Here is a 25,863-nt window from a genome sequence, read left to right as displayed (position 1 = left end):
CGCAATCTTTACCTTTGGGCTCGAAGCACATGTCAGAAGCAACCCACGCCGCGCCGCTGCGTACCGCCGTGATCGGCGTTGGCTATCTCGGGCGATTCCACGCGCAGAAGTACGCGCAGATTGCGGGTTCGACGCTGGTGGGCGTGGTGGATGCAAATGCGGAGGCCTGCGCCAAGGTCGCCGCCGAGCTGGGCACGAAGGCGGTGAGCGACTATCGCGAGCTGTTCGGTGCCGTCGATGCGGTGAGCCTCGCGGTGCCGACCCCACTGCATCACGCGATCGGTTGCGAGTTGCTGAAGAACGGCATCGACGTGCTGATCGAGAAGCCCATCGCGACCAGCGTCGCCGAAGCGCGCGAGCTGGTGGATCTCGCGCGCACCCACAAGCGCATTCTGCAGGTGGGCCATCTGGAGCGTTTCAATCCGGCGGTGCTCGCCGCGGCGGAGCGGCTGCAGACGCCGCGCTTCGTCGAGTCGCATCGGCTCGCCCCCTTCAAACAACGCGGCACCGACGTGAGCGTGGTGCTGGATCTGATGATTCATGACATCGATTTGATCCAGGAGCTGGTCGGCACGCCCATCGAGCACATCGACGCCGTCGGTGCCACCGTGTTCTCGGGCGAGATCGACATCGTCAACGCGCGACTGCGCTTTCAGGGCGGCTGCGTCGCGAACACGACGGCGAGTCGCATCAGCCTGAAGCAGGAGCGCAAGATCCGCATCTTCCAGGACGATGCCTATCTCTCCGTCGACATGCAGCAGAAGATCCTGACCGTGATCAGGAAGAAAGATGCGGCGCCGGTGGAGTCGCCCGCGCAGGTCTCGATCGAGGAGCAGAACTTCGATCAGGGCGATGCGCTGCTCGCCGAGATCGAAGCGTTCCTGAAAGCGGTGCGTGAGCGCAGCACGCCGGTGGTGACGGGCGAGGACGGGCTGCGCGCGCTCGAGACCGCGATGAAGATCACGGCCCTGGTTCAACCAAAGGTTTCGTGAGTCGATCCCGCTGCAGCGATTGCAGCGGCTTGCCGGCGACGGCTTGCGCGATCTCCTGAAGTTGGATCAGGCTGATCTCGCCGCGGTCGGCGGCGAGCTTGCGCGCGACGTCATCCAGGCTCGCCTTGCCCTGGGTGAGCGAGCGAATCTCCGCATCGACCTGTTGAAACACCAGCACGGCGCGCGCCGTGGTCGGGCCCGTCGAGGCCCTGGCGAACAGCGTCGGTGCCCGATGCGCCCACTTCTTCAAGTTGTCCATCGCCTGCTCGTAACGCTTCTGGCCGATGCCGCCGGAGCGGCGCAGGGTTTGAATCGAGTAGAACTCGGCGAGGCCTTCGACGATCCAGTCGCTCTCGTTGTCACCGCGGATGCCGAGTGCGACGTGTACCAGCTCATGTAACAACGGGCTGGTGCGGTTCTCGCTGATCAGTGGCCGGTCCGAATGCAGAAAGATCGAGGCGGGGCCCGACAGGCCGCCGCGCCACATCGGATCGCCCGCCGAGACGATCAGCACTCGCTTGGGAAAGTCCGGAAACACATCCAGCAGTTTCGGCAGGTTCCAGTTGATGAAGGCGAGGGCATCCTGACGACGCGCGCTTTCGCCTTCGGGCGCGGCAATCAGCGTGTTGACGTGCTGGATGCGTTCGCTGCGCACGCCGATCTTGCCGATCAGCATCCAGCCCGCCGGCTCATCGAAGCGCCGTTTCGGATCGTCGATGCGAAAGGCATGTTCACCCGCGGACGGAAAGGGGGTGACCGCCGACCATCCGGTGGGCAGCGTGAATTGCAGCACGGTGCGCGAGCGAAGATTGCGCGCCGAGGTGACGCGCGTGCTCGGGGTGAGCTTGTCGCCGCGAAACAGCGCCCAGCTGTCGGTGATGTAGGAGTCGTAGCTGCCCGAGGCGCGTTGATGGTTCACGATGAACTCGTAGTGCAGACTCGAGTGCTGACCTTGCGGTCGCCACACGATCTCCTTCGCGCCCACCTCCAGCGGCTCGCTCGAGCGGAAGTTCCTGTAGCGCTTGGGATCCACCTGCAGCACGACCTTGCTCGGCAGCTTCTCGCCCTGCAACTCGAGCTCCACCTGCGCGTGATCGACGCCGGGCTTGAAGCTCGCGCGATAGGTGGCGTCGTAATAGGCGATCCTGGCCGCGAATGCCGGGCCCGCCGCCGCGAGCGAGGCGAGGCCGAGCAGGGCGACCCGACCGATGCGCGATCTGAACAGTCTGGCAATCACGGGCATTCCGTCGAGGTCGAGGACTGAGGTGCAGTTTACGGTCTTTTGACAGAACTCAGCGCGGTTTGGCGTTAGTTGCGCAATGTCGGTAGGATGCGACGCCAAGCGTATGTCGTTACGCAGTTTCCGTCGCGCGCTCGCACGACGGGCGGTGCGTGTGACATGCCCTGATCGTCTGGCCGAAAAAGTTGGGCTATCCAGGACCCTCCTCCTGCAGTCGCCTGAATGAAGACGATGGGGACGAGCTCAAGACCACGAGGAATTACGGACGATGTCCGCGACCCTGTCCGCGACGTACAGAACATTGCTGGTGAGCAGTTCCGAGAGCACCCGGGGGGTGCTCACGCGACTGCTCGATGCGTCCGACATCGGCATCGACGACATGGTCGAGCCCGACCAGGTCATCGCGAGCGTCGCGCGCCGTGCGCCCGATCTGATCGTGCTCGACGTGGAGGCCGATGCGACTGCGCTCGCGCGTGTCTCGGGCGTGCTCAAGGCCAATCCGACGACGTTGCTGGTGCCGCTGGTGGGCCTGGCGAAATCCTCCAAGCAGCGGCTGCTCGCGTTCGAGGCGGGCGTCGATGACTTCCTCACGCATCAAGTGCGCCGGGAGGAGTTTCTGGTCCGGGTGCGCTCGCTGCTCAAAGCGAGTGCGACGCGCCGGCAGCTCGCCGCCGAGCAACTGGCCGAGGAGGTGAAGCGTCGCGAGCTGATTCGCGCGGCTTTCCGTCGTTACATTTCTCCGAAGCTCGCCGATCAGATCCTCGCGAGCCCCGAGCTGCTCGACACCATGTTCGCCGGCACGCACAAGCGCACGCAGGTCTCGGTGATGTTCGCCGACATGCGCGGCTTCACGGCGCTCTCGGAGCGGCTCAACCCCGAGCAGGTCGTCGACTTGCTGAATGAGTTCTTCAAGCTGCTCACCGACATCACGTTCGAATACGAAGGCACGGTGTTCAGCATGGCGGGCGACAGTCTGCTGGTGGGCTTCGGCGTGCCGGTCGCGCAGGAAGATGGTGCCGAGCGCTCGATCGTCGCGGCCAAACAGATGCTGGAGAAATTCTCGGAGCTCGCGCATCGCTGGAAGGATCGTTACGGCGTCGAGACCGGCCTCGGCATCGGCATCAACGTCGGTGAAGTGATCGCCGGCAACGTCGGCTCGCCCGCGTACATGAACTACACCATCATCGGTGACACGGTGAACGTGGCCTCGCGTCTGGGTCAGCGCGCGCGTGCTGGGGAGATGCTGTTCTCGGATGCGGTGAAAAATCTGCTCGACAAGCGTGGGGTCGACGTGGGCGCGATGCCGCTGCCATCGTTGGTGCTGCGCGGCCGTTCGAGCCCGATCGGCATCTTCTGCGTGCCGACCGCCACCAGCGACCGGGTCGACTTCCGCCCCAATTGAGGCGCTCAGGCCGGCGCGTATCGACGCGCCAGCTTCAGATCCTTCACGAACTCCTCAAACGCGTTCTCGCGATCCTCCTCTGGCACTCGTAACAGGTAGGAGGGGTGCACGGTCACGATCACGTCCGCCGCGATCTCGCTGACCAACGACTGACCTTTGATGATGTGACCGCGACTCCTGCCGATCGCGGTCGCGCGTCCGAGCACAGCGCGCGCTGCGGTGGCGCCCAGCGCGATCACGAGTGTCGGGGCGATCGCTCGCAGCTCCCGATCGAGCCACTGCGTGCGACAGGCGGTGATCTCCTGTTCGTTGGGTTTCTTGTGAATGCGGCGCTTGCCGCGCGGCTCGAACTTGAAATGTTTGACCGCGTTGGTGACATACGTTTGTGCACGCTCGATCCCGGCGCGCTCCAGCGCGCGATCGAGCAGCTTGCCCGCCGGACCCACGAAAGGTTTGCCCTCGAGGTCTTCACGGTCACCGGGTTGTTCACCGATCAGCACGATGCGCGCGGATGCGCGACCCGCACCGAAGACCGTCTGGGTCGCGCTCTTCCACAGCGGACAGGCACGGCAATGCCGGGCTTCTTCGCGTAAGGAGCCGATCGATGGCCGGGTGCCTCCCATGACGAAAGCCAACGATTGCACGATCGGACAGGTTCCAACGCGCCGCGTCGCGTCGGACGATTGCGGTCAATGACGCGGCTACTCTTCGTCGAGCGTGGAGGCGTCGTCGTCGGCGCCATCGCCGTCCATGCCGATCTCGTAATCGTCGAAATCGGACAGCTGCGCGGCGGTTTCGCGCTCCTCGCGAATGCGCTCGAGCCGCCGCCAGGCCGGCTCGCCGGCTTTGGTGACGTTTTTCTTACGCTTGTCGATGTCGGCCATCAAATGATCGACATCGAGATCCTCGGAGGACTCGACGGCACCGCCATCGTCCTCTTCTTCATCGAACTCTTCGGATTCCGGCTTCTCGCTCATCGACTGCGATCCCACAGCTTGCCGCAGCGCCCCAGGGGTGTTTACGGCGCGAGTATATAGAGGGAAGGCGGGCCGCTAGCAATAGCGTCTTTGCCAATTCGGTGAACCAGGTCCGTCCGCGCTCCGGCGCGCGCCCCTGGAACGGCTCACTTGATCAAGGTGTTGAGCTGGAAAATCGGCAGCAACATGGCGAGCACGATCAGCAGCACCATGCCACCCATGAACAGGATCATCAGGGGCCCGAGCATGCCCACCACCGCGCTCAGGATCGAGTTCATCTCGCGCTCCTGGTTGGTCGCCGCACGGTCCAGCATGGTCTCCAGCTCGCCGCTGGACTCGCCGCTGGAGATCAGGTGAATCATCATCGGCGGAAATATTTTCGCCTGGCCCAGCGATTTGCCGATGGGCGCGCCTTCGCGGACGCGGGTCGCCGCATCCTGAACGGCATCGCGCATCGGCAGGTTGGTGACCACTTCGCCCGAGATGCGCAGCGCCTCCAGCACTGGCACCGCACTCGAGGTCAGCGTGGAGAAAGTTCGTGAGAAGCGCGCAGTGTTCGAGCCGCGCACCACTCTGCCGATCAGTGGCAGGCGCAGCAGCAGGGCATGAAAGCGACGCTTCGCGTTCGGATCGCGCAACCAGCGCTTGAACAGCCAGCCGACGGCGATGGCGCCCAGAATCATCAGCCAGCCCCAGTCGCGCAGAAAATCCGAGATCGCGATCAGGATCTGCGTGAGCATGGGCAGCTCCGCCTTGGAGTTCTCGAACTGCTTCACGATCTTCGGCACCACGAACGTGAGCAGCAGCGCGACGATTGCAATACACACGAAGAACAGCAGCACCGGATAGAGCATCGCGGTGATCGTGCTACTGCGCATCTGCTCGCGGTTCTCGGTGTAATCGGCCAGACGTTCGAGCACGGTGTCGAGATGTCCGGACTGCTCGCCCGCAGCGACGGTTGCGATGTACAGCTCGGGGAACACGGTGGGGAAGTCGGCGAGACCGTCCGCGAGCGTGTGACCCTCCATGACCTTGGCACGAACGGCCATGACGATGCTGCGAACTCGCGGCTTCTCGGTCTGCTCGGAGACCGCGGCGAGCGCCTCTTCCAGGGGCAGGCCGGAGCGAACCAGGGTTGCGATCTGTCGCGTCAGCAGCGACAGATCGCTCGCCGACACGCCGCTGCCGATGGAGAAGCGGGCCTTCTGCTGCTTCTGCTCGCGCTGTGTGACTTCATTGACCGTGAGCGGCAAGAGCGCCTGATCGCGCAGCAGTTGACGAACCTGCCGTGCGGTATCGCCCTCCAGCACGCCCTTGCGTTCGCGACCTGATGCATCGACCGCGGTGTATTCGAAAGCGCTCAAAGCGACTCCCCGTAATTAAACGCGCGCTCAGTCCTCGCGCGTGACGCGCAGGACTTCCTCGAGCGTGGTCACACCCGAGAGCACCTTGGATCGGCCATCGTCGCGAATGCTCGGCGTGAGCGTGCGCGCGTAACGTTCCAGCTCCTGCTCGCTGGCGCCGTCGTGAATCATGGTGCGCATGCTGTCATCGACCAGCACCAGCTCGTGAATGCCGGTTCGGCCCTTGAAGCCCAGGGCTGCATCGGCGCCGGGGCGATACAACGTGGGTGAGGCCGCGCCTTCCGGCACGTTCAGCAGACGACGCTCGTACTCACCGGCGGCATACGACTCGCGCGTCTCGGGATTCAACACGCGCACCAGGCGCTGTGCGAGCACGCCGATCAGGCTCGAGGACAAGAGGAACGGTTCGACGCCCATGTCACGTAGACGCGTGACCGCGCCGACCGCGGTGTTCGTGTGCAGCGTCGAGAGTACCAGGTGACCGGTGAGCGAGGCCTGCACGGCGATGTGCGCCGTTTCCAGGTCACGAATTTCGCCGATCATCACCACGTCGGGGTCCTGACGCAGGATGGCGCGCAGACCGCGCGCAAAGGTCATCTCGACCTTGGTGTTCACCTGGGTCTGACCGATGCCGTCGATGTAGTACTCGATCGGATCCTCGACCGTGAGGATGTTTCGGGTGTTGTCGTTGATGCGCTCGAGCGCGGAGTAGAGCGTCGTGGTCTTACCGGAGCCGGTCGGGCCGGTGACCAGGATGATGCCGTGAGGCTTGTGGATCAGCTCATCCAGCAGTTTCTGCGTGCGCGGATCCATGCCGAGCGCGTTCAGCTCGAGTCGCCCCGCCTGCTTGTCGAGCAGACGAAGCACGACGCGCTCGCCGTGACCGGCGGGAATGGTCGACACGCGAACGTCGACGGCGCGACCGGCGACGCGCAGTGAGATGCGACCGTCCTGTGGCAGGCGTTTCTCGGCGATGTCGAGCTTCGACATGACCTTGATGCGCGAGACCACGAGCTGCGCGACCGCGCGCTTGGATTGCAGCACTTCGCGCAACACGCCGTCGACGCGGAAGCGCACGACCAGGCGATTCTCGAACGGCTCGATGTGAATGTCGGAGGCGTTCTCGCGGACCGCCTGGGTGAGGATGGCGTTGATCAATTTGATGATCGGCGCCTGATCGTCGCTCTCGAGCAGATCGGAGGGCTCGGGCAGATCCTGCGCGAGGTGGGCGAGGTCGGTGTCTTCCTCGACGCCGGCGCCGGCCTGTTGCATGGCCGAGTTGCCGCCTTCGTACTGCTGACGCAGCAGCTGATCGAAGGCATCGGTGTCCACGCGTCGCAGCTGCAACGGCACGCCGAGCACGCGACGTACCTCGGCGATGGCGGCGGGCTGCGCGCCGGCGCGATAAACGGCCTCGGCGGAGGTTTCATTCACCTTCTGCACCAGCACGCCATGGCGCTTGCAGAACGTGAACGAGAGCATCCCCGTGGAGGGAACGGTCGTCGCGCCACGCGCGACGACGGGAGTTTCAACTTGTGCGCTCATGACAACACCATGTCGTGAGAGATGACGAGCCGATTACTGCTTCGGCGGCGGCGTCTGCTCGGGCAGAGGCTGCGTCTGCGCCGGCGGCGGTGCCTCCGGATTCGTGCCGGGCGCCGGGGCCTGCGCACCCGCGGTCGGGTCGGCGTACTTCGACAGCTCCTCGATCGGCGGCAGCAGCGGCTGCTTTTCGCCCGGCAGCAACGTCACCTTGCCTTTGCGGTTGCCACGCTGCAGCTGCTGATCGCGCAGCACGTTGTACTTCGCGCTGGTCGTGATCGCCGCCTGTACGCCGTCGCGCAGGATGGTCGGGCGGATGAACACCATCAGATTGCGCTTTTCCTTCGTGCCGTTACGAGTCTTGAACAGCTCACCGATGATCGGAATATTGCCGAGGATGGGCACGCGCGACTCGCCCTCGTTGGCCGACTCGGTGATCAGGCCGCCGAGCACGATCATGCCGCCGTCCTCGACCAGCACCGTCGTCGAGATGGTGCGCTTGTTGGTGATCAGATCGACCGCACCGGTCACGCCCTGCGTGAGGTTGGAGTTCTCCTGCTCGATCTTCAGCTGTACCGCCGTGCCTTCGTTGATCTGCGGCGTGATCTTCAGGATGTTGCCGACCTCTTCACGCTGAATGGTCTGGAACGGATTCACCGAGCCCTGATTGGTGGTGCCGGTGTTGGTGTACTGACCGGTGATGAACGGCACTTCCTGCGCGACCTTGATCTCGGCCTCTTCGTTATCGAGGGTCGTGATCGAGGGCGTCTGCAGGATGTTGCTGCTGCCATCGTTACGCAGCGCGCGCAACAGCACCGCGAAGTTCAAGCCGCCATCCTTGATCATGCCGGCGCCGAGCGTGAGGCCGGTGGGCAGCGACGCGGTGGTCGCCGTGTCCGGGTTGATGATGGCGGAGGCGAGACTGCCCAGGCTCGTGCCACCCACAGGCTGATTGAACGTGCCGATCGGAATGGTGCTGCCTTGCTCTTCGCTGTACACCGCCCAGTTCACACCGAGCTCGGCGGCGCGCGACTGCGTGATCTCGACCAGAATCGCCTCGAGATGCACCTGCGCGCGACGGATGTCGAGCTTGTCCACGACGCCCATGATCTGACGCATCATCTTCGGCGCGGCGGTCACGACCAGCGCGTTGGTTTGTTTGTCGGCCCAGATCGTGGTGTTGCGATCGGCCGCTGCGGTCGGACTCGCGGTGGCGCCGGCACCCGGCGCGCCGGGCGCGGCCTGCGTGATGCCGGTGACCTGCTCCTTCAGCTTGCCGGCGATCTGCTCGGCATCGGCGTAATTCAGATAGCGCACCTGAGTGTCGCCGCCGGCTTCGAGCGGCGTGTCCAGATGCATGACGAGGCCCTTCAGGCGCAGGCGCTGCGACTTCTCGCCCGAGATCAGCACGCTGTTGGTGCGATCGTCGGCGACCAGCTTCGCCTGCAGGCCGGGGGCTTCGCCCTGCTGTTGCGCGCCCTGCGACAGCGCGTTCACGACGCGCACGATTTCCGAGGCGCTCGCGTTGTCCAGGCGGATGATCTCGATCTCTTCATCGCCCGCCTGATCGAGCCGCTGCACGATGCGCATGATGCGTGCGATGTTGTTGGCGCGGTCCGAGACGATCAGCATGTTGGAGGCGGGGTAGGCGACCAGATGGCCGTTCTGCGGAATCAGCGGACGCAACACCGGCACCAGCTGCGCGGCGTTGATGTTACGAACCGAGATCACCTGCGTGACCACTTCGTCCGAATTCGGATTGATGCTGTTCGGTAAATCGTTGCCGGGAATCTGACGCGCGTTGGCATCGGGCAGGACCTTGATGTTCTCGCCGCTTGGGACCGCGATGAAGCCATGCACCTGCAGAATCGACAGGAACGTCTGATAGAACGCATCCGGCGTCATCGGCGTCGAGGAGCGGATCGTGACCTGCGCGCGCACGCGGGGATCGACGATGAAGGTCTTGCCGGTGATGGTCGCGACCGCATCGATGATGTCGGTCAGCTGGGCATCGATGAAATTCGGCGTGATCGTGCTCTGCTGCGCGTTGGGCTGCGGCGGTTGTTGCGCCGTCGCCGACATGCAGGTGAGCAGGCATGTCAGGGTGAGCGCGAGCAGGCCGGAGCGGTTGCCGCTGAGCACGCGTTGCGGCTTCCCTGCAGCGGGGTTGGTTGAAGAAATCGTCATGGACGGTCCTTGACTAGCAAAGGCGGACGTTCGTTCTTGGCGGCCACCGCTCATTCGGCGGGCGGCTGCGGTGTATTCGGGCGTGGGTTCGGTCGCGACGCTGCGCCACCGTTACCACCGTTGGCATCAGGCACGTTGACCTGCGCCATGTTCAGCGACAGCTCCTGCGTCTGACCGTTGCGCTCGACGGTCACGTTGACCTGGCCGGCGCTGCCGATGGTGTTGAAGATCTCCATGCCACGCTGGGGATCGTCCAGCGGCGTGCCATTGATCGACAGCACCAGATCGCCCGGCACCAGGCCCAGCTTGCTGAACTGCGCGCGGTTGCGACCGGGGTAGACGCGATAGCCCCGTTGCACGCCGTTCGCGAACACCGGCTGCGGCCGGATGATTTCGGCAAAAGCACTGGGATTCGTCTCGGCGATGCGTCGCAGATTCTCGGCGACCTGATTCTGCTGAGGCGGCGGCGGGCGATTGATCACGAGCGCCGAGTTGGGCTTCGGTAGCGCGAGCGCCTCGAGGCTGCCGCCGCGGTCGAGGATCACCTTGTCGATGTACACCGAATGCAGCTTGAGCCCCTGGCGCACCATGCCGCCCACCGCGAACACCTTCGCGCTCTGCGCCGACTCGCCGATGATCGCGAGGCCTTTGGTCGGATCCTCGGAGGCGAACACCGCCGAGAGCACGAGGTTGGCCTGGCTGGCCGGGGCATTGGCCGCATCGGGCGCGGCCGGCGCGGCCGCCACGTCGAACAGATGCGCGTTCACGATGGCCTGAATGTCGATGCCGCTGCGTACCGGCGCCACGTTCATCGGCGGCGGTGCGGTGGGGGCTTGAGGTTGCGGCCCGCGATCCAACAATAGCCAGGTGAGCTGGACCAGTTGCCAGGCGATCGCGATCACCAGCACCACCATCACGACCTGAGGCGCGGTACGCGACACCCGGTCGAGCCACTGCTGCGGCGTGAGGTCCTGAAATTCGTGCAATTTGGCGGACAGCGGCATCGTTCGAATACGAGATCTAAGTTAGACGACCAGTGTTGTCTTCCACCTATTCGCAGCCGGCGGCAGATCAGTGCTGGCTACGGTGCAGCTGCTCGAAGGCAGCCGGACACGACATGATACGGAGTGGCGTTAGTTTGTCACAAGAGATTGTTCCGATTGATGAAAACACTGTCGCAAATGCCCGAATCCGAAACCCCGGGCTGACCGCTGGGACCGACAGCGCCCGGCGGTTGGGCGATGCCGCGAAATCGGCAGCAATCCAGGCGCGCGGATCATAGTCCGTGGCTGCGGCCGTCGTCGTGACGCGACGCCGCGCCGACCGGGATCGAAGACCCCGGGCACCCGCTGAGACACGCGTTTGGACCGTAGCGGGGAGCCAAAGTGCAGTGCGTCGGATGCTGCCTTGTATTGTCCGGGGTTCCCCCCTATAAAGAGTGCGAACTGGTTGCGCGTTAAGTTGATGACGGAAGAGAGCACACGGCATGAGCGGGGACTGGTCACCGAGGAAGCCGAGCCCAAGCTCAAACGGCCTCCGCTGTATCAGGTGGTCCTGCTGAACGACGATTACACGCCGATGGAATTCGTCGTGGACGTGCTGGAACGTATCTTCGGCATGGATCGTACGACCGCCACGCGCGTTATGCTTGAAGTGCATACCAAGGGCAAAGGGGTGTGCGGCGTCTTCACCTTTGAAATCGCCGAGACCAAGGTCGCGCAGGTGACCACATATGCGCGTCAGCACCAGCATCCTCTGTTGTGCACGATGGAAGAAACGTGAAGAGGTTCACCGCATCCCGCCGTGGCCCTGCCACGCTGGAAACCGACGGCGGCGGGCCCCCGAACCTCCGCTCGAGGTGGCGGTCCACTCTTTAAAGTGTTTAGGTATCTGAGAGTCAGTCCGTGTTAAGCAGCGAACTCGAAATTTGTCTCAACGAGGCTTTCCAGTCGGCGCGCGAAGCGCGGCACGAGTTCATGACCGTCGAGCATCTGCTGCTCGCGATCGTGGACACGCCGAAAGTCCGGGAAATCCTCCGTGCCTGCGGCGCCGATGTCGCTCGGCTGCGCAAGGACCTGAAGGATTTCATCGATCAGACCACACCGCGGTTAAAGGATGATGACGATCGCGAAGTGCAGCCGACGCTGGGCTTCCAGCGCGTCCTGCAGCGCGCGGTGTTCCACGTGCAGTCGAGCGGCAAGAAGGAAGTGACCGCGGCCAACGTGCTCGTGGCCATCTTCAGCGAGAAGCACTCGCACGCCGCCTACCTGCTCTCGATGCAGGACGTGGCCCGCCTGGACGTCGTCAATTACATCTCCCATGGCCTCTCGAAGATCGCCGAGGACCGTCCCGACAAGGAAGAGTCGGCACCGGGCACCGAAGCGGAGCGGGGCGAGCCCGATGGCGGCACCGCGCTCGAGAAGTTCACGACCAATCTGAACAAGCAGGCGATGGAAGGGCGCATCGATCCGCTGATCGGTCGCAAGACCGAGATCGAGCGCACCGTCGAGATCCTGTGCCGTCGTCGCAAGAACAATCCGCTGTACGTCGGTGAAGCCGGCGTCGGCAAGACCGCGATCGCCGAAGGCCTCGCGCGCATGATCATCGAGGACAAGGTCCCCGAGGTGCTCTCCGACAGCACCGTGTACTCGCTCGACATGGGCGCCTTGATCGCCGGCACGAAGTACCGCGGCGATTTCGAGAAGCGCCTGAAGAGCGTGCTCTCGGAGCTCAAGAAGAATCCGGGCTCGATCCTGTTCATCGACGAGATCCACACCGTCATCGGCGCGGGTGCCGCGTCCGGCGGCGTGATGGATGCGTCGAACCTGATCAAGCCGGCGCTCGCCAATGGCGAGCTGCGCTGTATCGGCTCGACCACCTACAGCGAGTACCGCGGCATCTTCGAGAAGGATCACGCGCTCGCGCGTCGCTTCCAGAAGATCGACATCATCGAGCCGACGGTGCCCGAGACGGTGGAGATCCTGAAGGGGCTGCGCTCCCGCTTCGAAGAGCATCACAACGTGAAGTACGCCGATGATGCGCTGGTGTCCGCGGCGGAGCTCGCCGCGCGCCACATCAACGATCGGCAGTTGCCTGACAAGGCCATCGACGTGATCGATGAGGCGGGCGCGCGTCTGCGCCTGAAGCCCGAGGGCGAGCGCGAGACCACGGTCACGACGCAGATGATCGAGGATGTGGTGGCGCGTATCGCACGCATCCCGCCGAAGAACGTGTCGACGACCGATAAGGACGTGCTGAAGAACCTCGAGCGCAATCTGAAGCTGGTCATCTACGGGCAGGACCCCGCGATCGACTCGCTGGCCTCGGCCATCAAGATGTCGCGCTCGGGCCTGGGCGATCAGCGCAAGCCGGTCGGCTCGTTCCTGTTCGCCGGTCCCACCGGTGTCGGCAAGACCGAGGTCACCCGTCAGCTGGCGCTGGCCCTGGGGGTGGAGCTGATCCGCTTCGACATGTCCGAATACATGGAGCGTCACACGGTGTCGCGTCTGATCGGCGCGCCGCCGGGCTACGTGGGCTTCGATCAGGGCGGCCTGCTCACCGAGGCCATCAACAAGCATCCGCACTCGGTGCTGCTGCTCGATGAAATCGAGAAGGCGCACCCGGATGTGTTCAACCTGCTGCTGCAGGTCATGGACCACGGCACGCTCACCGACAACAACGGCCGCAAGGCGGATTTCCGCCACGTGGTCATCGTCATGACCACCAATGCCGGTGCCTTCGAGATGAATCGTCCGTCGATCGGCTTCACCCAGCAGGATCACGCGACCGACGGCATGGAGGCGATCAAGCGCATGTTCTCGCCGGAGTTCCGCAACCGCCTGGATGGCATCATCCAGTTCAACGGCCTGGATCCGCGCACCATTCAGCGCGTGGTGGACAAGCTGCTGGTGGAGGTCGAAGCACAGCTCGAATCGAAGGGCGTGCAGTTGCACATCGACGACGCCGCGCGCGAGTGGATGGCGAAGAAGGGCTACGATCCGAAGATGGGGGCGCGGCCGATGGCGCGCGTGATCCAGGAAGCGATCAAGCGGCCGCTCGCCGAGGAGCTGCTATTCGGCCGGCTGGTCGGCGGCGGTCACGCGTTCGTGACGGTCGGTCCGGACGACAAGCTCAAAGTGGAAGCACGCGCGGATACCGAGCAGGCGCTGCTCGAGGTGGATCGGCAGCCGTAACCGCTGCTGCCGGCCATTTGCGGAGAGCGGAGTGTCGACAGCGCAGTGGGGGCGTCTGTCGAAGAAGAGTCCTCAGGTTGGGCTCGTCAGCGGCCGCGGTACACGATGCGGCCTTTGGTCAGATCGTAGGGCGTGAGCTCCACGGTGACCGCGTCGCCCGTCAGGATGCGGATATAGTTCTTGCGCATCTTTCCGGAGATGTGCGCAATGACGGTGTGGCCGTTATTCAGCTGCACCTTGAATGTGGTATTCGGCAGCGTGTCGATCACGCGGCCTTCCATCTGAATCGCATCTTCTTTCGACATGCACTCTCAATGACTGTCCGGCAGGGCCCGCCGGCAAGGCGCGCGAATTGTGCATAAAGGCCCTAGCCATTGCAATTGACGCTGGACGTCATACGTCCGCGGGCAGCGCTTCGTTCCCGGCGGCCCGGGTGTCCTCGTTCCACAGACCCGGCTGGAAGGGGGCGCCCACCTGCTCCCCGAGGACCTGGGTGAACTCCCCTCGGGGGATCATCCGGGCGCCCAGGCTCATCAGGTGCGGGGTCGACATCTGACAGTCGATCATGTGAAAGCCCCGCGAAATCAGCTCCTCGCAGAGCCGTTTCAGCGCAACTTTGGAGGCATCGCGCTCGGTGCTGAACATCGATTCGCCGAAGAACATGCCGCCGAGCGCGACCCCGTAGAGGCCGCCGACCAGGCGGCCCTCGAGCCAGGTCTCCACCGAATGGGCGAACCCCTGGCGGTGCAGTTTGATGTAGGCGGCGCGCATTTCCGGGGACAGCCAGGTGCCGCCCGGGCGCAGCTCGCTGCTGCCGCAGGCGCGCACCACATCGCGGAACGCGGTGTCGATGCGCGTGACAAAGCCGCGATTGCGGCTGGACTTGAGCAGGCTGCGCGAGACCTTGAGCTGATCGGGCATCAGCACCGCGCGCGGATCGGGGCACCACCACAGGATGGGCTGGCCGCGCGAGTACCAGGGAAAAATCCCGCGCCGGTAGGCGGCGAGCAGGCGCATCGGTGACAGGTCACCGCCGGCGGCGAGCAATCCATCGGGTTCGACCAGGGCCCGGTCAACCGGCGGGAAGGCATCCGGTGAATCGTGCTCCGACAGCCAGACAATCGAGCCGCGCATGGGTCAAGGCCCTCGGTGGTATGGCGTATGTTCCTCGACCTGCAGGATATATTGATCGATCGCCGCGCGCTCATCATTTAGATAGTGGTCGATCGCACGGCGAAAGCGCGCATCGGCGATCCAGTGCGCCGACCAGGTCTCGGTGGGCTCGAAGCCGCGCGGCACCTTGTGCTCGCCCTGCGTGCCGGGCTCGAAATGCTTCAAGCCGTGCTCGATGCAGTACTCGATGCCCTGGTAGTAACAGGTCTCGAAATGCAGGCTGTGGAAGTTCGCGGCCGCGCCCCAGTAGCGACCGTACAGCACCTCATCGCCGCGAAAGAAAATCGCGGTTGCGATCGGCGTGCCCTGATATTCCGCGAGCTTGATCACGATGGATTCCGGCATTACCGCGGCGACACTCTTGAAGAACTCGACGTTCAAGTAATGCTCGTGACCGTGCGCCTCGAAGGTGGCCGCGGAAAATCCAAACACGATGTTCCACAGTCGCTCATCCATCTCGGCACCGATGAGCGTGCGAAACGTGACGCCGCCTTCGCTCACGCGCCGACGCTCGCGCAAGGCCTTCTTGCGCTTGTCGGAACGGAACGTCGCGATGAAGTCGTCGAATGTTTCATAGCCGCGGTTGTGCCAGTGGAACTGACAGTCCTTGCGCCAGGAGTAACCGCTATCGCTCAGCGCCGCACGATCCTCATCGGTCAGAAACAACAGATGCGCGGAGGAGAGGTGCTCGGACTTCGCGTACGTCAGCAGCTCCGTGTTCAAGCGCGTGCGTGCATCGCCCGGCGCATCGGGGGCGATCAGCAGTCGCGGCCCGGTCGCTGGCGTGAACGGCGGCATGCTCACGAGTTTCGGGTAGTAGCGCAGGCCGGCCTGATCGTAAGCGCGCGCCCAGCTCCAGTCGAAAACGAATTCACCCCACGAATGACTCTTGCGATACAGCGGTACGGCCGCGATGAGTCGATCGGCCTCTTCGAGCACCAGGTGATTGGGGAGCCAGCCGGCGGCTTTGCCCACGCAGCCGGTGCGCTCCAGCGCGAGCAGGAACTCGTGCCGCACGAACGGATTGCCCCCGAGCGCCAGCGCATTCCATTGCGCGGCGGGGAGCCGATCGATGCTGGTGACGATGCGTGCCTGGAGAGTCGCAGCCATTGCTTTGCTGATCTTACCGATCAGGCGAGAGAGTGCCCCGCGAACGAGGCGCTCCTCACCACGAGCGCGCCCGGCTCAGGTCTTGTGTCTGGCCGCATCGAGCTGGTCGAGATATTTGTCGGCATCCAGCGCCGCCATGCAGCCGGTGCCGGCGGAGGTGATCGCCTGGCGATACACGTGGTCGGCCACGTCGCCGGCGGCGAACACGCCCGGAACGCTCGTCTGTGTCGCGTTGCCGGCGATGCCGGACTTCACCACGAGATAGCCGCCTTTCATTTCCAGCTGACCCTCGAAGAGCTGCGTGTTCGGTGCGTGCCCCACGGCGACGAACATGCCGGTCACCTCGAGATCCTTTTTCGCACCGCCCGCGATGGGCGCGATGCGCACGCCCGTGACGCCACTGTCATCGCCGAGCACTTCATCGACGTTGTGATTCCACACGATCGATACCTTGCCGGCGCGCTCGCGCTCGAACAGATGATCCTGAAGGATCTTCTCCGAGCGCAGCTTGTCGCGGCGATGAACCAGCGTCACGTGCGAGGCGATGTTCGACAGATACAACGCCTCTTCGACCGCGGTGTTGCCGCCGCCGATGACCGCGACTTTCTGGTTCTTGAAGAAGAAGCCGTCGCAGGTCGCGCAGGCGGACACGCCGCGGCCCCGGAAATTCTGCTCGGATTCGAGGCCCAGGTACTTCGCGGTCGCACCGGTGGCGATGATCAGCGCATCGCAGGTGTAACCGCCGCGGTCGCCTTCGAGGCGGAACGGACGCTGCGACAGATCGACGCTGTTGATGTGGTCGTTCACGACTTCGGTGTTGAAGCGCTCGGCGTGCTCGCGCATTCGCTCCATCAGCTTCGGTCCGGTGAGACCGTGCGGGTCGCCCGGCCAGTTGTCGACCTCGGTCGTGGTCATGAGCTGGCCGCCTTCCTCGAGGCCGGTCAGCAGCAGCGGCTTGCGATTGGCGCGCGCGGCGTAGACGGCGGCAGCATAGCCTGCGGGGCCCGACCCCAGAATGATCAACCGGGAGTGGCGGGGAGTGCTCATGTATGATTCACCTTCACGATCCTTAACGCGTCGACTCGAGAGTTCTGACAATCTGTGAGGGCAGCGGCCGCGAATAGCAACGCCGCGGTGTCACGGCAACCCCGCCGCCCCTCGGGAACGACCAAGAGCGCGCATGGTAAGGAATGCGCCCCGGCGGCGCCAAATAGACGGGTTCGATGCAGGTCATCGACGGACAGCGTCACCGGCTATCCCGTCCGTCCCGTTCAGGATTCGGCTTGGCCCGGCGGGCCCCGGTTAATGTATATTCGTTATCAGTGGTTTACGAAGCTTTTCTTATGCACTTGGTTGGGGTGACTCGATTTGGCCAGCAGGGCTGACGCTCGCGAGGGAATGGGGTTGGCGTCCACGGTCGTGCGCTCGTTGCGCGAGGGGGCCCTGTGGGTCTTCGGCGCGCTCGCGCTGATCGTGCTCGCGGCGCTGACCACCTACGACCGCCACGATCCGTCGTTCGCGACGACCGGCGAGCCCGGGCCGATCGCCAACGTCATCGGACCGCTGGGCGCGCACATGGCGGGCCTGCTGGTGCTGCTGTTCGGCGCGCCCGCGTTCCTGTTCCCGGTGATGATCGGCTTCGCCGGCTGGCTGCTGTATCGGGATCGCAGCAAGGACGATGCACAGTCGCGCGCGACGCTCGCGTTTCGAGGCGCGGGCTTCCTGCTGACGCTCGCCACCAGCTGCGGCCTTGCGAGCCTGCATTTCACCATTCGCAGCTACCCCGACTCCGCCGGCGGCGTGCTGGGCTCGCTGGTCGGGCATGGTCTGGACTCCGGCCTGTCCTTCCTCGGCGCGACGCTGATGCTGCTCGCCCTGTGGCTCGCGGGCGTGTCGCTCTTCATCGGTCATTCGTGGATCCAGGTGATGGATGTCACGGGCCGCGCGACGCTGCGTGCGTTCGAATGGCTCTCCGGCCGGCTCAACACCGCGCGCGAGATCAAACAAGGCCGCGAGGTGAAGGAGGCGCGCAGCGAAGTCATTCGCGAAGAGAAGAAGCGCGTCGCGGCGCGGCCGCCGCCGAAGATCGAGCCGGTCGCGCCGAAAGTCGAGAAGAGCGAGCGCGTCGAGAAGGAGCGTCAGGTCGCGCTGTTCGAGGCGCCGCAGTCGAAGGAGCTGCCGCCGCTGTCGCTGCTCGATGACCCGCCGCCGAAGCAGCAGGGCTATTCGTCCGAGGCGCTCGAGGCCATGTCGCGTCTGGTCGAGATCAAGCTGAAGGACTTCGGCGTCGAGGCCGAGGTCGTGGCGGTCAATCCCGGCCCTGTGATCACGCGATTCGAGCTGAGTCTCGGCACGGGTGTGAAGGTCAGCCAGATCACGAATCTCGCGAAAGACCTCGCGCGTGCGTTGTCCGCGATCAGCGTGCGCGTCGTGGAAGTCATTCCCGGCAAATCGACCGTGGGCCTGGAGATTCCCAACGAGAAGCGCGAGATCGTCACGTTGGGCGAGATCATCAAGTCCAAGGCGTACGACGACATGTCCTCGCCGCTTGCGCTGGTGCTGGGCAAGGACATCAGCGGCGGTCCGATGTGCGCGGACCTCGCTCGCATGCCCCACCTGCTGGTCGGCGGTACGACCGGCTCGGGTAAGTCCACCGCGGTCAACGCGATGGTGCTGTCGCTGCTCTACAAGGCCTCGGCCGAGCACGTGCGGCTGATCATGATCGATCCGAAGATGCTGGAGCTCTCGGTGTACGAAGGCATCCCGCATCTGCTCGCACCGGTCGTGACCGACATGAAGGAAGCCGCCAACGCGCTGCGCTGGTGCGTGGCCGAGATGGAGCGTCGCTATCAAACGATGGCCGCGCTCGGCGTGCGAAATCTCGCCGGCTGCAATCGCAAGATCAAGGAAGCGCAGGAGGCCAAGACGCCGATCCGCGATCCGCTGCTGCTGAAGATGCTCGGTCCCGAAGGCGATCCGAACGAAGTGCCGTTCCTGGAGCCCTTGCCGTTCATCGTGGTCATCGTCGATGAGCTGGCCGACATGATGATGATCGTCGGCAAGAAGGTCGAAGAGCTGATCGCCCGTCTGGCGCAAAAGGCGCGTGCCTCGGGCATCCACCTGATCCTCGCCACGCAACGTCCGTCGGTGGACGTGATCACCGGCCTGATCAAAGCAAACATTCCCACGCGTATCGCCTTCCAGGTGTCGGCGAAAGTCGACTCGCGCACCATCCTGGATCAGATGGGCGCCGAGGCGCTGCTCGGTCACGGCGACATGTTGTTCCTGCAGCCGGGCACCTCGGTGCCGGTGCGCGTGCATGGTGCGTTCGTCTCGGATGCCGAAGTCCATCGGGTCGTCGGCAGCCTGAAGGGCTCTTCGCCGCCGACCTACGTCGATGAGATTTTGAAGGGACCTTCCACGCCGATTCCGGGTCTGAAGGGAGAGGACGAGGAGGGCGGCGAAGGCGGCGAGGGAGGCGATGCCGAGTCCGATCCGCTGTACGACCAGGCCGTGAAGATCGTGGTCGAATCGCGCAAGGCCTCGATCTCCGGCGTGCAGCGCCGGCTCAAGATTGGTTACAACCGCGCCGCGCGCATGATCGAGACCATGGAGGCAGCCGGTCTGGTCGGTCCGCTGCAGTCCAATGGTTCCCGAGAAGTGCTGGCGCCGCCGCCAATCGAAGAGTAGGACGATGAAACGTTTCTCGTTGTTGCTGCTGACGATGCTCGCGCAGGTGACGCTCGCGGCTTCCGATCCGGCCGCGGGCCGGCAGAGAGTCGAAGGCTTTCTGCAAGGTCTGCAATCGTTGCAGGCGCAGTTCAAGCAAACGCTCACCGATCGCAACGGGCTCACCGTCGAGCAGGCGAGCGGCACGCTCGCGATCCGCCGGCCCGACCGGTTCCGCTGGGATTATCGCGATCCCAACGAGCAGGTCATCGTCGCCGATGGCGCACGCATCTGGCTGTACGACGCGGATCTCGAACAGGTCACGGTGCGCAAGCTGGATGACACCCTGTCGGCGACGCCCGCCATGCTGCTCAGTGGTCAGGGCAATCTGCAGGACAACTTCAACGTCACGCAGACCGCTCAGGAAGCCCAGGTGTTCTGGGTGCGCCTGGAGCCCAAGCGCGATGACACCGATTTCAAATGGGTGCGCCTGGGGTTTGAGGGCAATACGCTCAAGTTCATGCAGCTGGCCGACAAGCTCGGTCAGACCACCAATCTGGAATTCGCACAATTGGAACGCAATCCTGCCCTCGATCCGTCACGATTCACCTTTACTGTGCCGCCTGGTGCCGACGTGATCGGCGATACCTCCAGGAATTGATGGTCATGTTGCCGTTGAGATTTCCGCGCCTGTGGCTGGGCCTGGGCTGGCTCGCCATCACGCTCGCCATCATCGTGTGCCTGGTGCCCTCCAGTCAGCTGCCACAGCCGCCGAGCCTGAGCGACAAGTCCGAGCATTTCATTTGCTATCTGCTGCTCTCGTGCTGGTTCGCCGGCATCTATCCACGCACGCGCTACTGGGTCATTGGCATCGGCCTGCTCGTCATGGGCATACTGATCGAGTTCGCGCAGGGCGCCATGGGGCTGGGACGTCAGGCGGACGTGAACGATGTATTCGCCAACGGCACCGGTATCGTCGCGGGCCTGCTGCTGTGCTGGTGGTTCCTGGGGGGCTGGGCGCAGCGTCTGGAATCGCTGGTGGGATCGCGCGTGACCGGGACTCAGAAGCCGTGAATCTGCCGTTCGAGGATGCCATCGACGCGCGACCGCTCGCGGATCGCATGCGCCCGGCATCGCTCGAGGACTATATCGGACAGACCCATCTGTTCGGCCCCGGCAAGCCGCTGCGACGCATGCTCGAAGGTGGGCATCTACATTCGATGATCCTGTGGGGGCCGCCCGGCACCGGCAAGACCACGCTCGCCCGTCTCGTCGCTGCCCAGTGCGATGCGCAGTTCATCGCGCTCTCGGCAGTGATGGCTGGGGTAAAAGACATTCGCGCCGCCGCCGAACAGGCCGCGGAGGCACGCCGCGCGGGCCGTCGCACGGTGCTGTTTCTGGATGAGGTGCATCGATTCAACAAATCGCAGCAGGATGCGTTCCTGCCGTGGGTCGAGGACGGCACCTTCGTGTTCGTCGGCGCCACCACCGAGAATCCTTCATTCGAATTGAACAACGCGTTGCTCTCGCGCGCGCGTGTCTATGTGCTGCGCTCGCTGACCGAAACGGACATCCGGCAGGTGCTGGATCGAGCGCTCGCCAGACAGCCCGGCGCGCCGGGCGCGGAAGAGCGTGCGCTCGAGTTGATGGCGAAGGCGGCGGACGGCGATGCGCGCCGCTCGCTCAATATGCTCGAGCTTGCGATTGACCTTGCGAGCGATGGCACGCCACCGATGATCACCGAGGCCATCGCGAACGAAGTCGCCTCGGGCGGATTGCGACGTTTCGACAAGCAGGGCGAGGCGTTCTACGACCAGATCTCGGCGCTGCATAAATCGGTACGCGGCAGCGATCCGGATGCGGCGCTGTACTGGCTGTGTCGAATGCTGGATGGCGGCTGCGATCCGCGGTACCTCGCGCGCCGGGTGCTGCGAATGGCCGCGGAGGACATCGGTCTCGCCGATCCTCGCGGGCATACGCTGGCGCTGGAAGCCTGCGAGGTGTTCGAGCGGCTCGGCTCGCCGGAAGGAGAGCTCGCGATCGCGCAGGCGGTCGTGTTCCTCGCCTGCGCGGCGAAGAGCAATGCTGTGTACAAGGCGTTCGGCGAGGCCATGCAGGATGCGAAAGCCCTGGGCTCGCTCGATGTGCCGTTGCACCTGCGGAATGCACCCACCAAACTGATGAAGTCCTTGGGGTACGGCAAGGACTATCGGTACGCCCATGATGAGCCCGATGCGTACGCGACCGGCGAGAACTACTTTCCCGAAGGCATGGAGCCGCGTCAGTACTACCAGCCCGTGCCCCGGGGCATGGAAATCAAGATTGCCGAGGCCCTGGCCCGGCGCAAGAAATAGCGGCCTGCGGCCCGGCCAGCGCCATACAGCGGCGATAACACGCTTCAGTGCTAGACTCTGCCGCTCGCCGAACTTCGCATTCACCTGGCTATGCTCGACCCAAAACTGCTCCGTTCCGATCCCGATGCCGTTGCCGCGAACCTCGCGAAGCGCGGTTTCAAGCTCGATGTGGCTCAGCTGAGCTCGCTCGAGGAGTCGCGCAAGAAATGGCAGATGCGTGCCGATGAGCTGCGCAACGAGAAGAACGTCCATGCCAAGAAAGTCGGCGTGGCAAAGTCCAAGGGCGAGGACATCGCGCCGCTGTTGAAGCAGGTCGCAACGCTCGGCGATGAGCTGACCGCCGCGGAAGCAGAGTTCGCGAAGGTCCAGGCGGAGCTCGAGAAGATCACGCTGGGCTTACCGAACATGCTTCATGAGAGCGTGCCGGTCGGTCCCGATGAAACCGCGAATGTCGAAGTGCGTCGCTGGGGCGAGCCGCGTCAGTTTCCATACAAGCCGCTCGATCACGTCGAGCTCGGCGAGAAGCTCGGCCAGCTGGATTTCGAGGCCGCGAGCAAGATTTCCGGCGCGCGTTTCACGGTGCTCACCGGGCCGCTCGCCCGACTGCATCGCGCGCTGATTCAGTTCATGCTCGATCTGCATACCAGCGAGCATGGCTATCGCGAGACCTATGTTCCTTATCTGGTGAACGCGCAGTCCCTGACGGGCACCGGCAACCTGCCGAAGTTCGAAGCGGATCTGTTTGGCATCAAGGGCGAATCGGGCCTGTATCTGATTCCGACCGCCGAAGTGCCGGTCACCAATCTCGCCCGCGAGTCCATCATCGAGGCGGATCGGCTGCCGCTGCGTTACGTGGCCCACACGCCCTGCTTTCGTTCCGAGGCGGGCTCGCACGGCAAGGACACGCGCGGCATGATTCGTCAGCATCAGTTCGAGAAGGTCGAGCTGGTGCACTTCTCGAAGCCGCAGGACTCCTATGCCGAGCACGAGACGTTGACGCGCAACGCCGAGGAAGTGCTCAAGCGCCTGAATCTTCCGTATCGAGTGATGGCGCTCGCCTCCGGCGACATCGGCTTCGGCTCGGCCAAGACCTATGACCTCGAAGTGTGGCTGCCAGGGCAGCAGGCGTATCGCGAGATTTCCTCCTGCTCGAACTTCGAGGCATTCCAGGCGCGTCGCATGCAGGCACGCTGGCGCAATCCCGAGACGGGCAAGCCCGAGCCGCTGCACACGCTGAATGGCTCGGGCCTCGCGGCGGGCCGCGCGCTCGTGGCCGTGCTCGAGAACTATCAGGAGCCCGATGGCAGCATCACCGTGCCTGAGGTGTTGCGGCCTTACATGGGCGGCCTCGCGGTGATTCGCCGGCCGTAAGTCGCGCGGCTCGCGAGCAAACAAAAAGGGCGCTGCCGGTGGCAGCGCCCTTTGTCGTTTCAGACTCTGACAATCCGATCAGTCGTCGCTGGAAGCCGCGCCCAACAGGTGCAGCAGGCTCATGAACATGTTGTAGATGCTCACATACAGCGTCAGCGTCGCGCGGATGTAGTTGGTCTCCCCGCCATGGATGATGGCGCTGGTCTGATACAGCATCATGCCCGCCATCGCGATCACGAACACGCCGGAGACGACCAGCGACAGCGTCGAGAGCTGGAAGATCATCGCGACCAGACCCAGCAGGAAGGCACCGATGATGCCCACCGTGAGGAAGCCGCCCATGAAGCTGAAGTCGCGCTCGCTCTTGATCGCATACGCCGAGAGGCCCACGAACGTCGCGGCAGTGATGCCGAGTGCCGTGGTCACGACCTGCGCGCCGTTCGGCAGGAACTTCAGATAGGCATTGACGATGGGGCCGAGCGTGAAGCCCAGGAAGCCGGTCAACAGGAAGATGAACAGCAGACCCCAGGAGCTGTTCTCGGTCTTGGCGACGCCGAACAACAGGCCGAAGTAGACGATCAATGTGATCCACGGGCTGATCGGGGCGAGGTTCAACACCATCGCGACGCCTGCGGTCAGCGCGCTGAAGCCGAGCGTGGCGGCCAGCAACAGATAGGTGTTGCGAAGAACTTTGTTGGTCGCAAGCGCTGAGCCGCGCGTGGTACTTGCGACAGAGCTCGGATAAGACGCCATGACTTTCGACTCCTCCAGGAATATCGTCCAGTTGGACCGCGTTCCGCGCCGCGAGTTGCAGATCGAAAACGCCTTTGCACGCCATTCTACAGAGGCCGTGCGATGAGGCACTAAGTGATTGCAACTTTTTGAATTACAAGAGGTTGAACCTTACGGCGCTGTCAGAAACCCTGTCATGAACCGCCGCGCCTGCGCAGCGACGCCGCTGGCGGCCGACGATGTGACGGAGGCGCCTCTCCGCAAAGCAGCCCGGCACAATTCGTTACATCGGAGGGCCGTTTTTCAGTGGAAATTCGCACCCCGTGTCAGGTCTCTGTCAGCCCGTACGGGCTAGGCTGGCCGCCGTTTTCCTTCTTCTTTCGTGCGCACGTTCATGGCTAAAAGCAGGTTCTGGTTTCAGGCCCACTGGCTGATCGGTATCACCATCGGCGTTTTGCTGGCCCTCATGGGGCTGACCGGCGCGATGATGTCCTTCCAGGATCCCATCCTCGCGGCATTGAACGCCGATGCGCGCACCGTGGAGGCGAAGGGCGAGCGGCTCACGATGCCGGCGCTCTATGCGCGCGCGCAGACCGAGGCGCAGCGTCTGGGGGCGAGCGTGCGCACGATGACCGTGCCGGGCGCGAGCGATGGCGCCGTGCGGGTGCTGTTTCTGACCGGCCCCTCCGAGACCGTGCGCTATCTGAATCCCTACACGGGTGACTGGTTGAGTGGCGGTGCGCGTGGTGAGAAGTTCTTCGAGATCGTCGAGGAGGTGCATCGAGGCCTGATCACCGATCGGCTCGCCGGTGAGTACGTGGGCCGCCGGATCATCGACATCGCGGCGATCCTGCTGGTGGCGATGGTTGCAACGGGCCTGTATCTGCGCTGGCCGCGTCGGACGACCAACTGGCGTGCCTGGTTCGTGATCGATCGCAAACTGCGCGGTCGCGGCTTTCTCTATTCCATGCACGCGGTCATCGGCACGTATGTGCTGCCGCTGTTGTTACTTTCCGCGCTGACCGGCTTGTATTTCGCGTACGCCTGGTACGGCGACATGCTCAAATGGATGGCGGGCATGCCTCCCGCGGTCGAGGAGCAGATGAAAGGCAAGCCGTTCGTGGCACCCGACGTGGAGAAAGTGTGGGTCTCCTTCGAACAGGCGACCGGCTCGCAGGCGTTGGGCGATATCGCCGTGCGTTTTCCGAAGAAGGAAGAGGAGCCGCTGCGCATTCAGTACCTGCTGGCGGATGCGCCGCATGCGACCGCCGTGAACACGATCAAGATCGATCCGACCGACTCGCAGATCCTGTCGCACGAGCGCTATGCTGAGAAACAGACGGGCGCACGACTGATCGCGAGCATGCTGTCGATTCACAAGGGCGGCTACTTCGGCCTCGTGGGCACGATCGCCTTGATGCTCTCGAGCCTCGCGCTGCCGCTCTTCATGGTCACGGGCTGGATGATGTATCTGGACCGTCGCAAGGTCGAAGAGCGGGCTCGCAAGCGACAGGCGGCCACCGCGGCCGCCTGATCGTGAGTTTGTTCCCGGGCCGG

22 protein-coding genes are annotated in these 25,863 nt (G+C 64.1%); 10 read left to right on the top strand and 12 right to left on the bottom strand.

Annotated elements, in window-relative coordinates:
• Window positions 1-29 precede the first annotated feature (29 nt).
• Window positions 30-992 carry a Gfo/Idh/MocA family protein gene (locus tag EKO19_RS16335; RefSeq protein ID WP_129777532.1) on the top strand — a complete coding sequence of 321 codons (963 nt, stop codon included), beginning with the start codon at window positions 30-32 and terminating at the stop codon, window positions 990-992.
• Here EKO19_RS16335 and EKO19_RS16330 read toward each other — a convergent pair.
• Entirely contained in the window at window positions 961-2,229 is a 1,269-nt protein-coding gene (locus EKO19_RS16330; protein WP_129777531.1) for a hypothetical protein, read from the bottom strand. The two genes, EKO19_RS16335 and EKO19_RS16330, sit on opposite strands and share 32 nt — an antisense overlap.
• Window positions 2,230-2,500: 271 nt before the next feature.
• On the opposite strand from EKO19_RS16330, the gene EKO19_RS16325 reads away from it, so the two are divergent.
• On the top strand, window positions 2,501-3,634 hold the full coding sequence (locus EKO19_RS16325) for an adenylate/guanylate cyclase domain-containing protein (protein WP_129777530.1): 1,134 nt from the start codon (window positions 2,501-2,503) through the stop codon (window positions 3,632-3,634).
• Window positions 3,635-3,639: 5 nt separating this feature from the next.
• On the opposite strand, the gene EKO19_RS16320 is transcribed toward EKO19_RS16325, so the two are convergent.
• The 6 genes from EKO19_RS16320 to gspC all read right to left on the bottom strand — a co-directional run bounded on the left by EKO19_RS16320 (window position 3,640) and on the right by gspC (window position 10,708).
• Entirely contained in the window at window positions 3,640-4,278 is a 639-nt protein-coding gene (locus EKO19_RS16320) for a UdgX family uracil-DNA binding protein (RefSeq protein ID WP_217705405.1), read from the bottom strand.
• Window positions 4,279-4,335: 57 nt separating this feature from the next.
• Entirely contained in the window at window positions 4,336-4,611 is a 276-nt protein-coding gene (locus tag EKO19_RS16315; protein WP_129777529.1) for a hypothetical protein, read from the bottom strand.
• 146 nt (window positions 4,612-4,757) lie between these two features.
• Window positions 4,758-5,975: a type II secretion system inner membrane protein GspF gene (gene gspF / locus EKO19_RS16310; protein ID WP_129777528.1), complete on the bottom strand. Its 1,218-nt coding sequence runs from the start codon at window positions 5,973-5,975 to the stop codon at window positions 4,758-4,760.
• A 27-nt stretch (window positions 5,976-6,002) separates the two neighbouring features.
• Window positions 6,003-7,520, bottom strand: coding sequence for a type II secretion system ATPase GspE (gene gspE, locus EKO19_RS16305; RefSeq protein ID WP_129777527.1), 1,518 nt, complete (start codon window positions 7,518-7,520; stop codon window positions 6,003-6,005).
• A 33-nt stretch (window positions 7,521-7,553) separates the two neighbouring features.
• On the bottom strand, window positions 7,554-9,704 hold the full coding sequence (gene gspD / locus EKO19_RS16300) for a type II secretion system secretin GspD (RefSeq protein WP_157995291.1): 2,151 nt from the start codon (window positions 9,702-9,704) through the stop codon (window positions 7,554-7,556).
• 50 nt (window positions 9,705-9,754) lie between these two features.
• The gene (gspC, locus tag EKO19_RS16295; RefSeq protein ID WP_129777525.1) at window positions 9,755-10,708 is read right to left on the bottom strand and encodes a type II secretion system protein GspC; all 954 of its coding nucleotides are present in this window, start codon (window positions 10,706-10,708) and stop codon (window positions 9,755-9,757) included.
• Window positions 10,709-11,168: 460 nt separating this feature from the next.
• On the opposite strand from gspC, the gene clpS reads away from it, so the two are divergent.
• Both clpS and clpA read left to right on the top strand, forming a co-directional pair.
• Entirely contained in the window at window positions 11,169-11,486 is a 318-nt protein-coding gene (clpS, locus tag EKO19_RS16290; RefSeq protein ID WP_129777524.1) for an ATP-dependent Clp protease adapter ClpS, read from the top strand.
• 122 nt (window positions 11,487-11,608) lie between these two features.
• Window positions 11,609-13,897: an ATP-dependent Clp protease ATP-binding subunit ClpA gene (gene clpA / locus EKO19_RS16285; protein ID WP_129777523.1), complete on the top strand. Its 2,289-nt coding sequence runs from the start codon at window positions 11,609-11,611 to the stop codon at window positions 13,895-13,897.
• A gap of 86 nt (window positions 13,898-13,983) precedes the next feature.
• On the opposite strand, the gene infA is transcribed toward clpA, so the two are convergent.
• The 4 genes from infA to trxB form a co-directional block, all read right to left on the bottom strand.
• On the bottom strand, window positions 13,984-14,202 hold the full coding sequence (infA, locus tag EKO19_RS16280; RefSeq protein ID WP_116810962.1) for a translation initiation factor IF-1: 219 nt from the start codon (window positions 14,200-14,202) through the stop codon (window positions 13,984-13,986).
• A gap of 88 nt (window positions 14,203-14,290) precedes the next feature.
• Window positions 14,291-15,031, bottom strand: coding sequence for a leucyl/phenylalanyl-tRNA--protein transferase (gene aat / locus EKO19_RS16275; protein ID WP_129777522.1), 741 nt, complete (start codon window positions 15,029-15,031; stop codon window positions 14,291-14,293).
• A gap of 3 nt (window positions 15,032-15,034) precedes the next feature.
• A complete protein-coding gene (locus tag EKO19_RS16270) occupies window positions 15,035-16,180 on the bottom strand; it encodes a GNAT family N-acetyltransferase (RefSeq protein WP_217705404.1) in 1,146 nt (381 codons plus the stop codon).
• A 75-nt stretch (window positions 16,181-16,255) separates the two neighbouring features.
• Window positions 16,256-17,227, bottom strand: a complete 972-nt coding sequence (gene trxB / locus EKO19_RS16265) for a thioredoxin-disulfide reductase (RefSeq protein ID WP_129777520.1) — start codon at window positions 17,225-17,227, stop codon at window positions 16,256-16,258.
• Window positions 17,228-17,578: 351 nt separating this feature from the next.
• Here trxB and EKO19_RS16260 point away from each other — a divergent pair, with 351 nt between their 5' ends.
• The 5 genes from EKO19_RS16260 to serS all read left to right on the top strand — a co-directional run bounded on the left by EKO19_RS16260 (window position 17,579) and on the right by serS (window position 23,574).
• The gene (locus EKO19_RS16260; RefSeq protein ID WP_129778493.1) at window positions 17,579-19,870 is read left to right on the top strand and encodes a DNA translocase FtsK; all 2,292 of its coding nucleotides are present in this window, start codon (window positions 17,579-17,581) and stop codon (window positions 19,868-19,870) included.
• 4 nt (window positions 19,871-19,874) lie between these two features.
• Window positions 19,875-20,510 carry an outer membrane lipoprotein periplasmic chaperone LolA gene (lolA, locus tag EKO19_RS16255; RefSeq protein WP_157995290.1) on the top strand — a complete coding sequence of 212 codons (636 nt, stop codon included), beginning with the start codon at window positions 19,875-19,877 and terminating at the stop codon, window positions 20,508-20,510.
• A gap of 5 nt (window positions 20,511-20,515) precedes the next feature.
• Window positions 20,516-20,923, top strand: a complete 408-nt coding sequence (locus EKO19_RS16250) for a VanZ family protein (protein WP_129777518.1) — start codon at window positions 20,516-20,518, stop codon at window positions 20,921-20,923.
• A 47-nt stretch (window positions 20,924-20,970) separates the two neighbouring features.
• A complete protein-coding gene (locus EKO19_RS16245) occupies window positions 20,971-22,203 on the top strand; it encodes a replication-associated recombination protein A (protein WP_129778492.1) in 1,233 nt (410 codons plus the stop codon).
• A gap of 90 nt (window positions 22,204-22,293) precedes the next feature.
• The gene (gene serS, locus EKO19_RS16240) at window positions 22,294-23,574 is read left to right on the top strand and encodes a serine--tRNA ligase (protein ID WP_129777517.1); all 1,281 of its coding nucleotides are present in this window, start codon (window positions 22,294-22,296) and stop codon (window positions 23,572-23,574) included.
• A 78-nt stretch (window positions 23,575-23,652) separates the two neighbouring features.
• Here serS and EKO19_RS16235 read toward each other — a convergent pair whose 3' ends face one another.
• Window positions 23,653-24,327 carry a Bax inhibitor-1/YccA family protein gene (locus EKO19_RS16235; protein ID WP_129777516.1) on the bottom strand — a complete coding sequence of 225 codons (675 nt, stop codon included), beginning with the start codon at window positions 24,325-24,327 and terminating at the stop codon, window positions 23,653-23,655.
• A gap of 373 nt (window positions 24,328-24,700) precedes the next feature.
• On the opposite strand from EKO19_RS16235, the gene EKO19_RS16230 reads away from it, so the two are divergent.
• Window positions 24,701-25,840: a PepSY-associated TM helix domain-containing protein gene (locus EKO19_RS16230; RefSeq protein WP_129777515.1), complete on the top strand. Its 1,140-nt coding sequence runs from the start codon at window positions 24,701-24,703 to the stop codon at window positions 25,838-25,840.
• Window positions 25,841-25,863 lie beyond the last annotated feature (23 nt).

Source organism: Peristeroidobacter soli, from assembly GCF_004138485.1.
In the GTDB taxonomy this organism is placed as follows: domain Bacteria; phylum Pseudomonadota; class Gammaproteobacteria; order Steroidobacterales; family Steroidobacteraceae; genus Steroidobacter; species Steroidobacter soli.
Note: the sequence above shows the minus strand (reverse complement) of the source record. Positions and strands in the feature narration are given on the sequence as shown.

Excerpts from the sequence above, each read along its gene's own strand:
- EKO19_RS16335 (WP_129777532.1), top strand. The coding sequence starts at position 30 with ATGTCAGAAGCAACCCACGCCGCGCCGCTGCGTACCGCCGTGATCGGC.
- EKO19_RS16325 (WP_129777530.1), top strand. The coding sequence starts at position 2,501 with ATGTCCGCGACCCTGTCCGCGACGTACAGAACATTGCTGGTGAGCAGT.
- EKO19_RS16315 (WP_129777529.1), bottom strand. The coding sequence starts at position 4,611 with ATGAGCGAGAAGCCGGAATCCGAAGAGTTCGATGAAGAAGAGGACGAT.
- gspE (WP_129777527.1), bottom strand. The coding sequence starts at position 7,520 with ATGAGCGCACAAGTTGAAACTCCCGTCGTCGCGCGTGGCGCGACGACC.
- gspD (WP_157995291.1), bottom strand. The coding sequence starts at position 9,704 with ATGACGATTTCTTCAACCAACCCCGCTGCAGGGAAGCCGCAACGCGTG.
- gspC (WP_129777525.1), bottom strand. The coding sequence starts at position 10,708 with ATGCCGCTGTCCGCCAAATTGCACGAATTTCAGGACCTCACGCCGCAG.
- clpS (WP_129777524.1), top strand. The coding sequence starts at position 11,169 with ATGACGGAAGAGAGCACACGGCATGAGCGGGGACTGGTCACCGAGGAA.
- infA (WP_116810962.1), bottom strand. The coding sequence starts at position 14,202 with ATGTCGAAAGAAGATGCGATTCAGATGGAAGGCCGCGTGATCGACACG.
- aat (WP_129777522.1), bottom strand. The coding sequence starts at position 15,031 with ATGCGCGGCTCGATTGTCTGGCTGTCGGAGCACGATTCACCGGATGCC.
- EKO19_RS16270 (WP_217705404.1), bottom strand. The coding sequence starts at position 16,180 with ATGGCTGCGACTCTCCAGGCACGCATCGTCACCAGCATCGATCGGCTC.
- trxB (WP_129777520.1), bottom strand. The coding sequence starts at position 17,227 with ATGAGCACTCCCCGCCACTCCCGGTTGATCATTCTGGGGTCGGGCCCC.
- EKO19_RS16260 (WP_129778493.1), top strand. The coding sequence starts at position 17,579 with ATGGGGTTGGCGTCCACGGTCGTGCGCTCGTTGCGCGAGGGGGCCCTG.
- lolA (WP_157995290.1), top strand. The coding sequence starts at position 19,875 with ATGAAACGTTTCTCGTTGTTGCTGCTGACGATGCTCGCGCAGGTGACG.
- EKO19_RS16250 (WP_129777518.1), top strand. The coding sequence starts at position 20,516 with ATGTTGCCGTTGAGATTTCCGCGCCTGTGGCTGGGCCTGGGCTGGCTC.
- EKO19_RS16245 (WP_129778492.1), top strand. The coding sequence starts at position 20,971 with ATGCGCCCGGCATCGCTCGAGGACTATATCGGACAGACCCATCTGTTC.
- serS (WP_129777517.1), top strand. The coding sequence starts at position 22,294 with ATGCTCGACCCAAAACTGCTCCGTTCCGATCCCGATGCCGTTGCCGCG.
- EKO19_RS16235 (WP_129777516.1), bottom strand. The coding sequence starts at position 24,327 with ATGGCGTCTTATCCGAGCTCTGTCGCAAGTACCACGCGCGGCTCAGCG.
- EKO19_RS16230 (WP_129777515.1), top strand. The coding sequence starts at position 24,701 with ATGGCTAAAAGCAGGTTCTGGTTTCAGGCCCACTGGCTGATCGGTATC.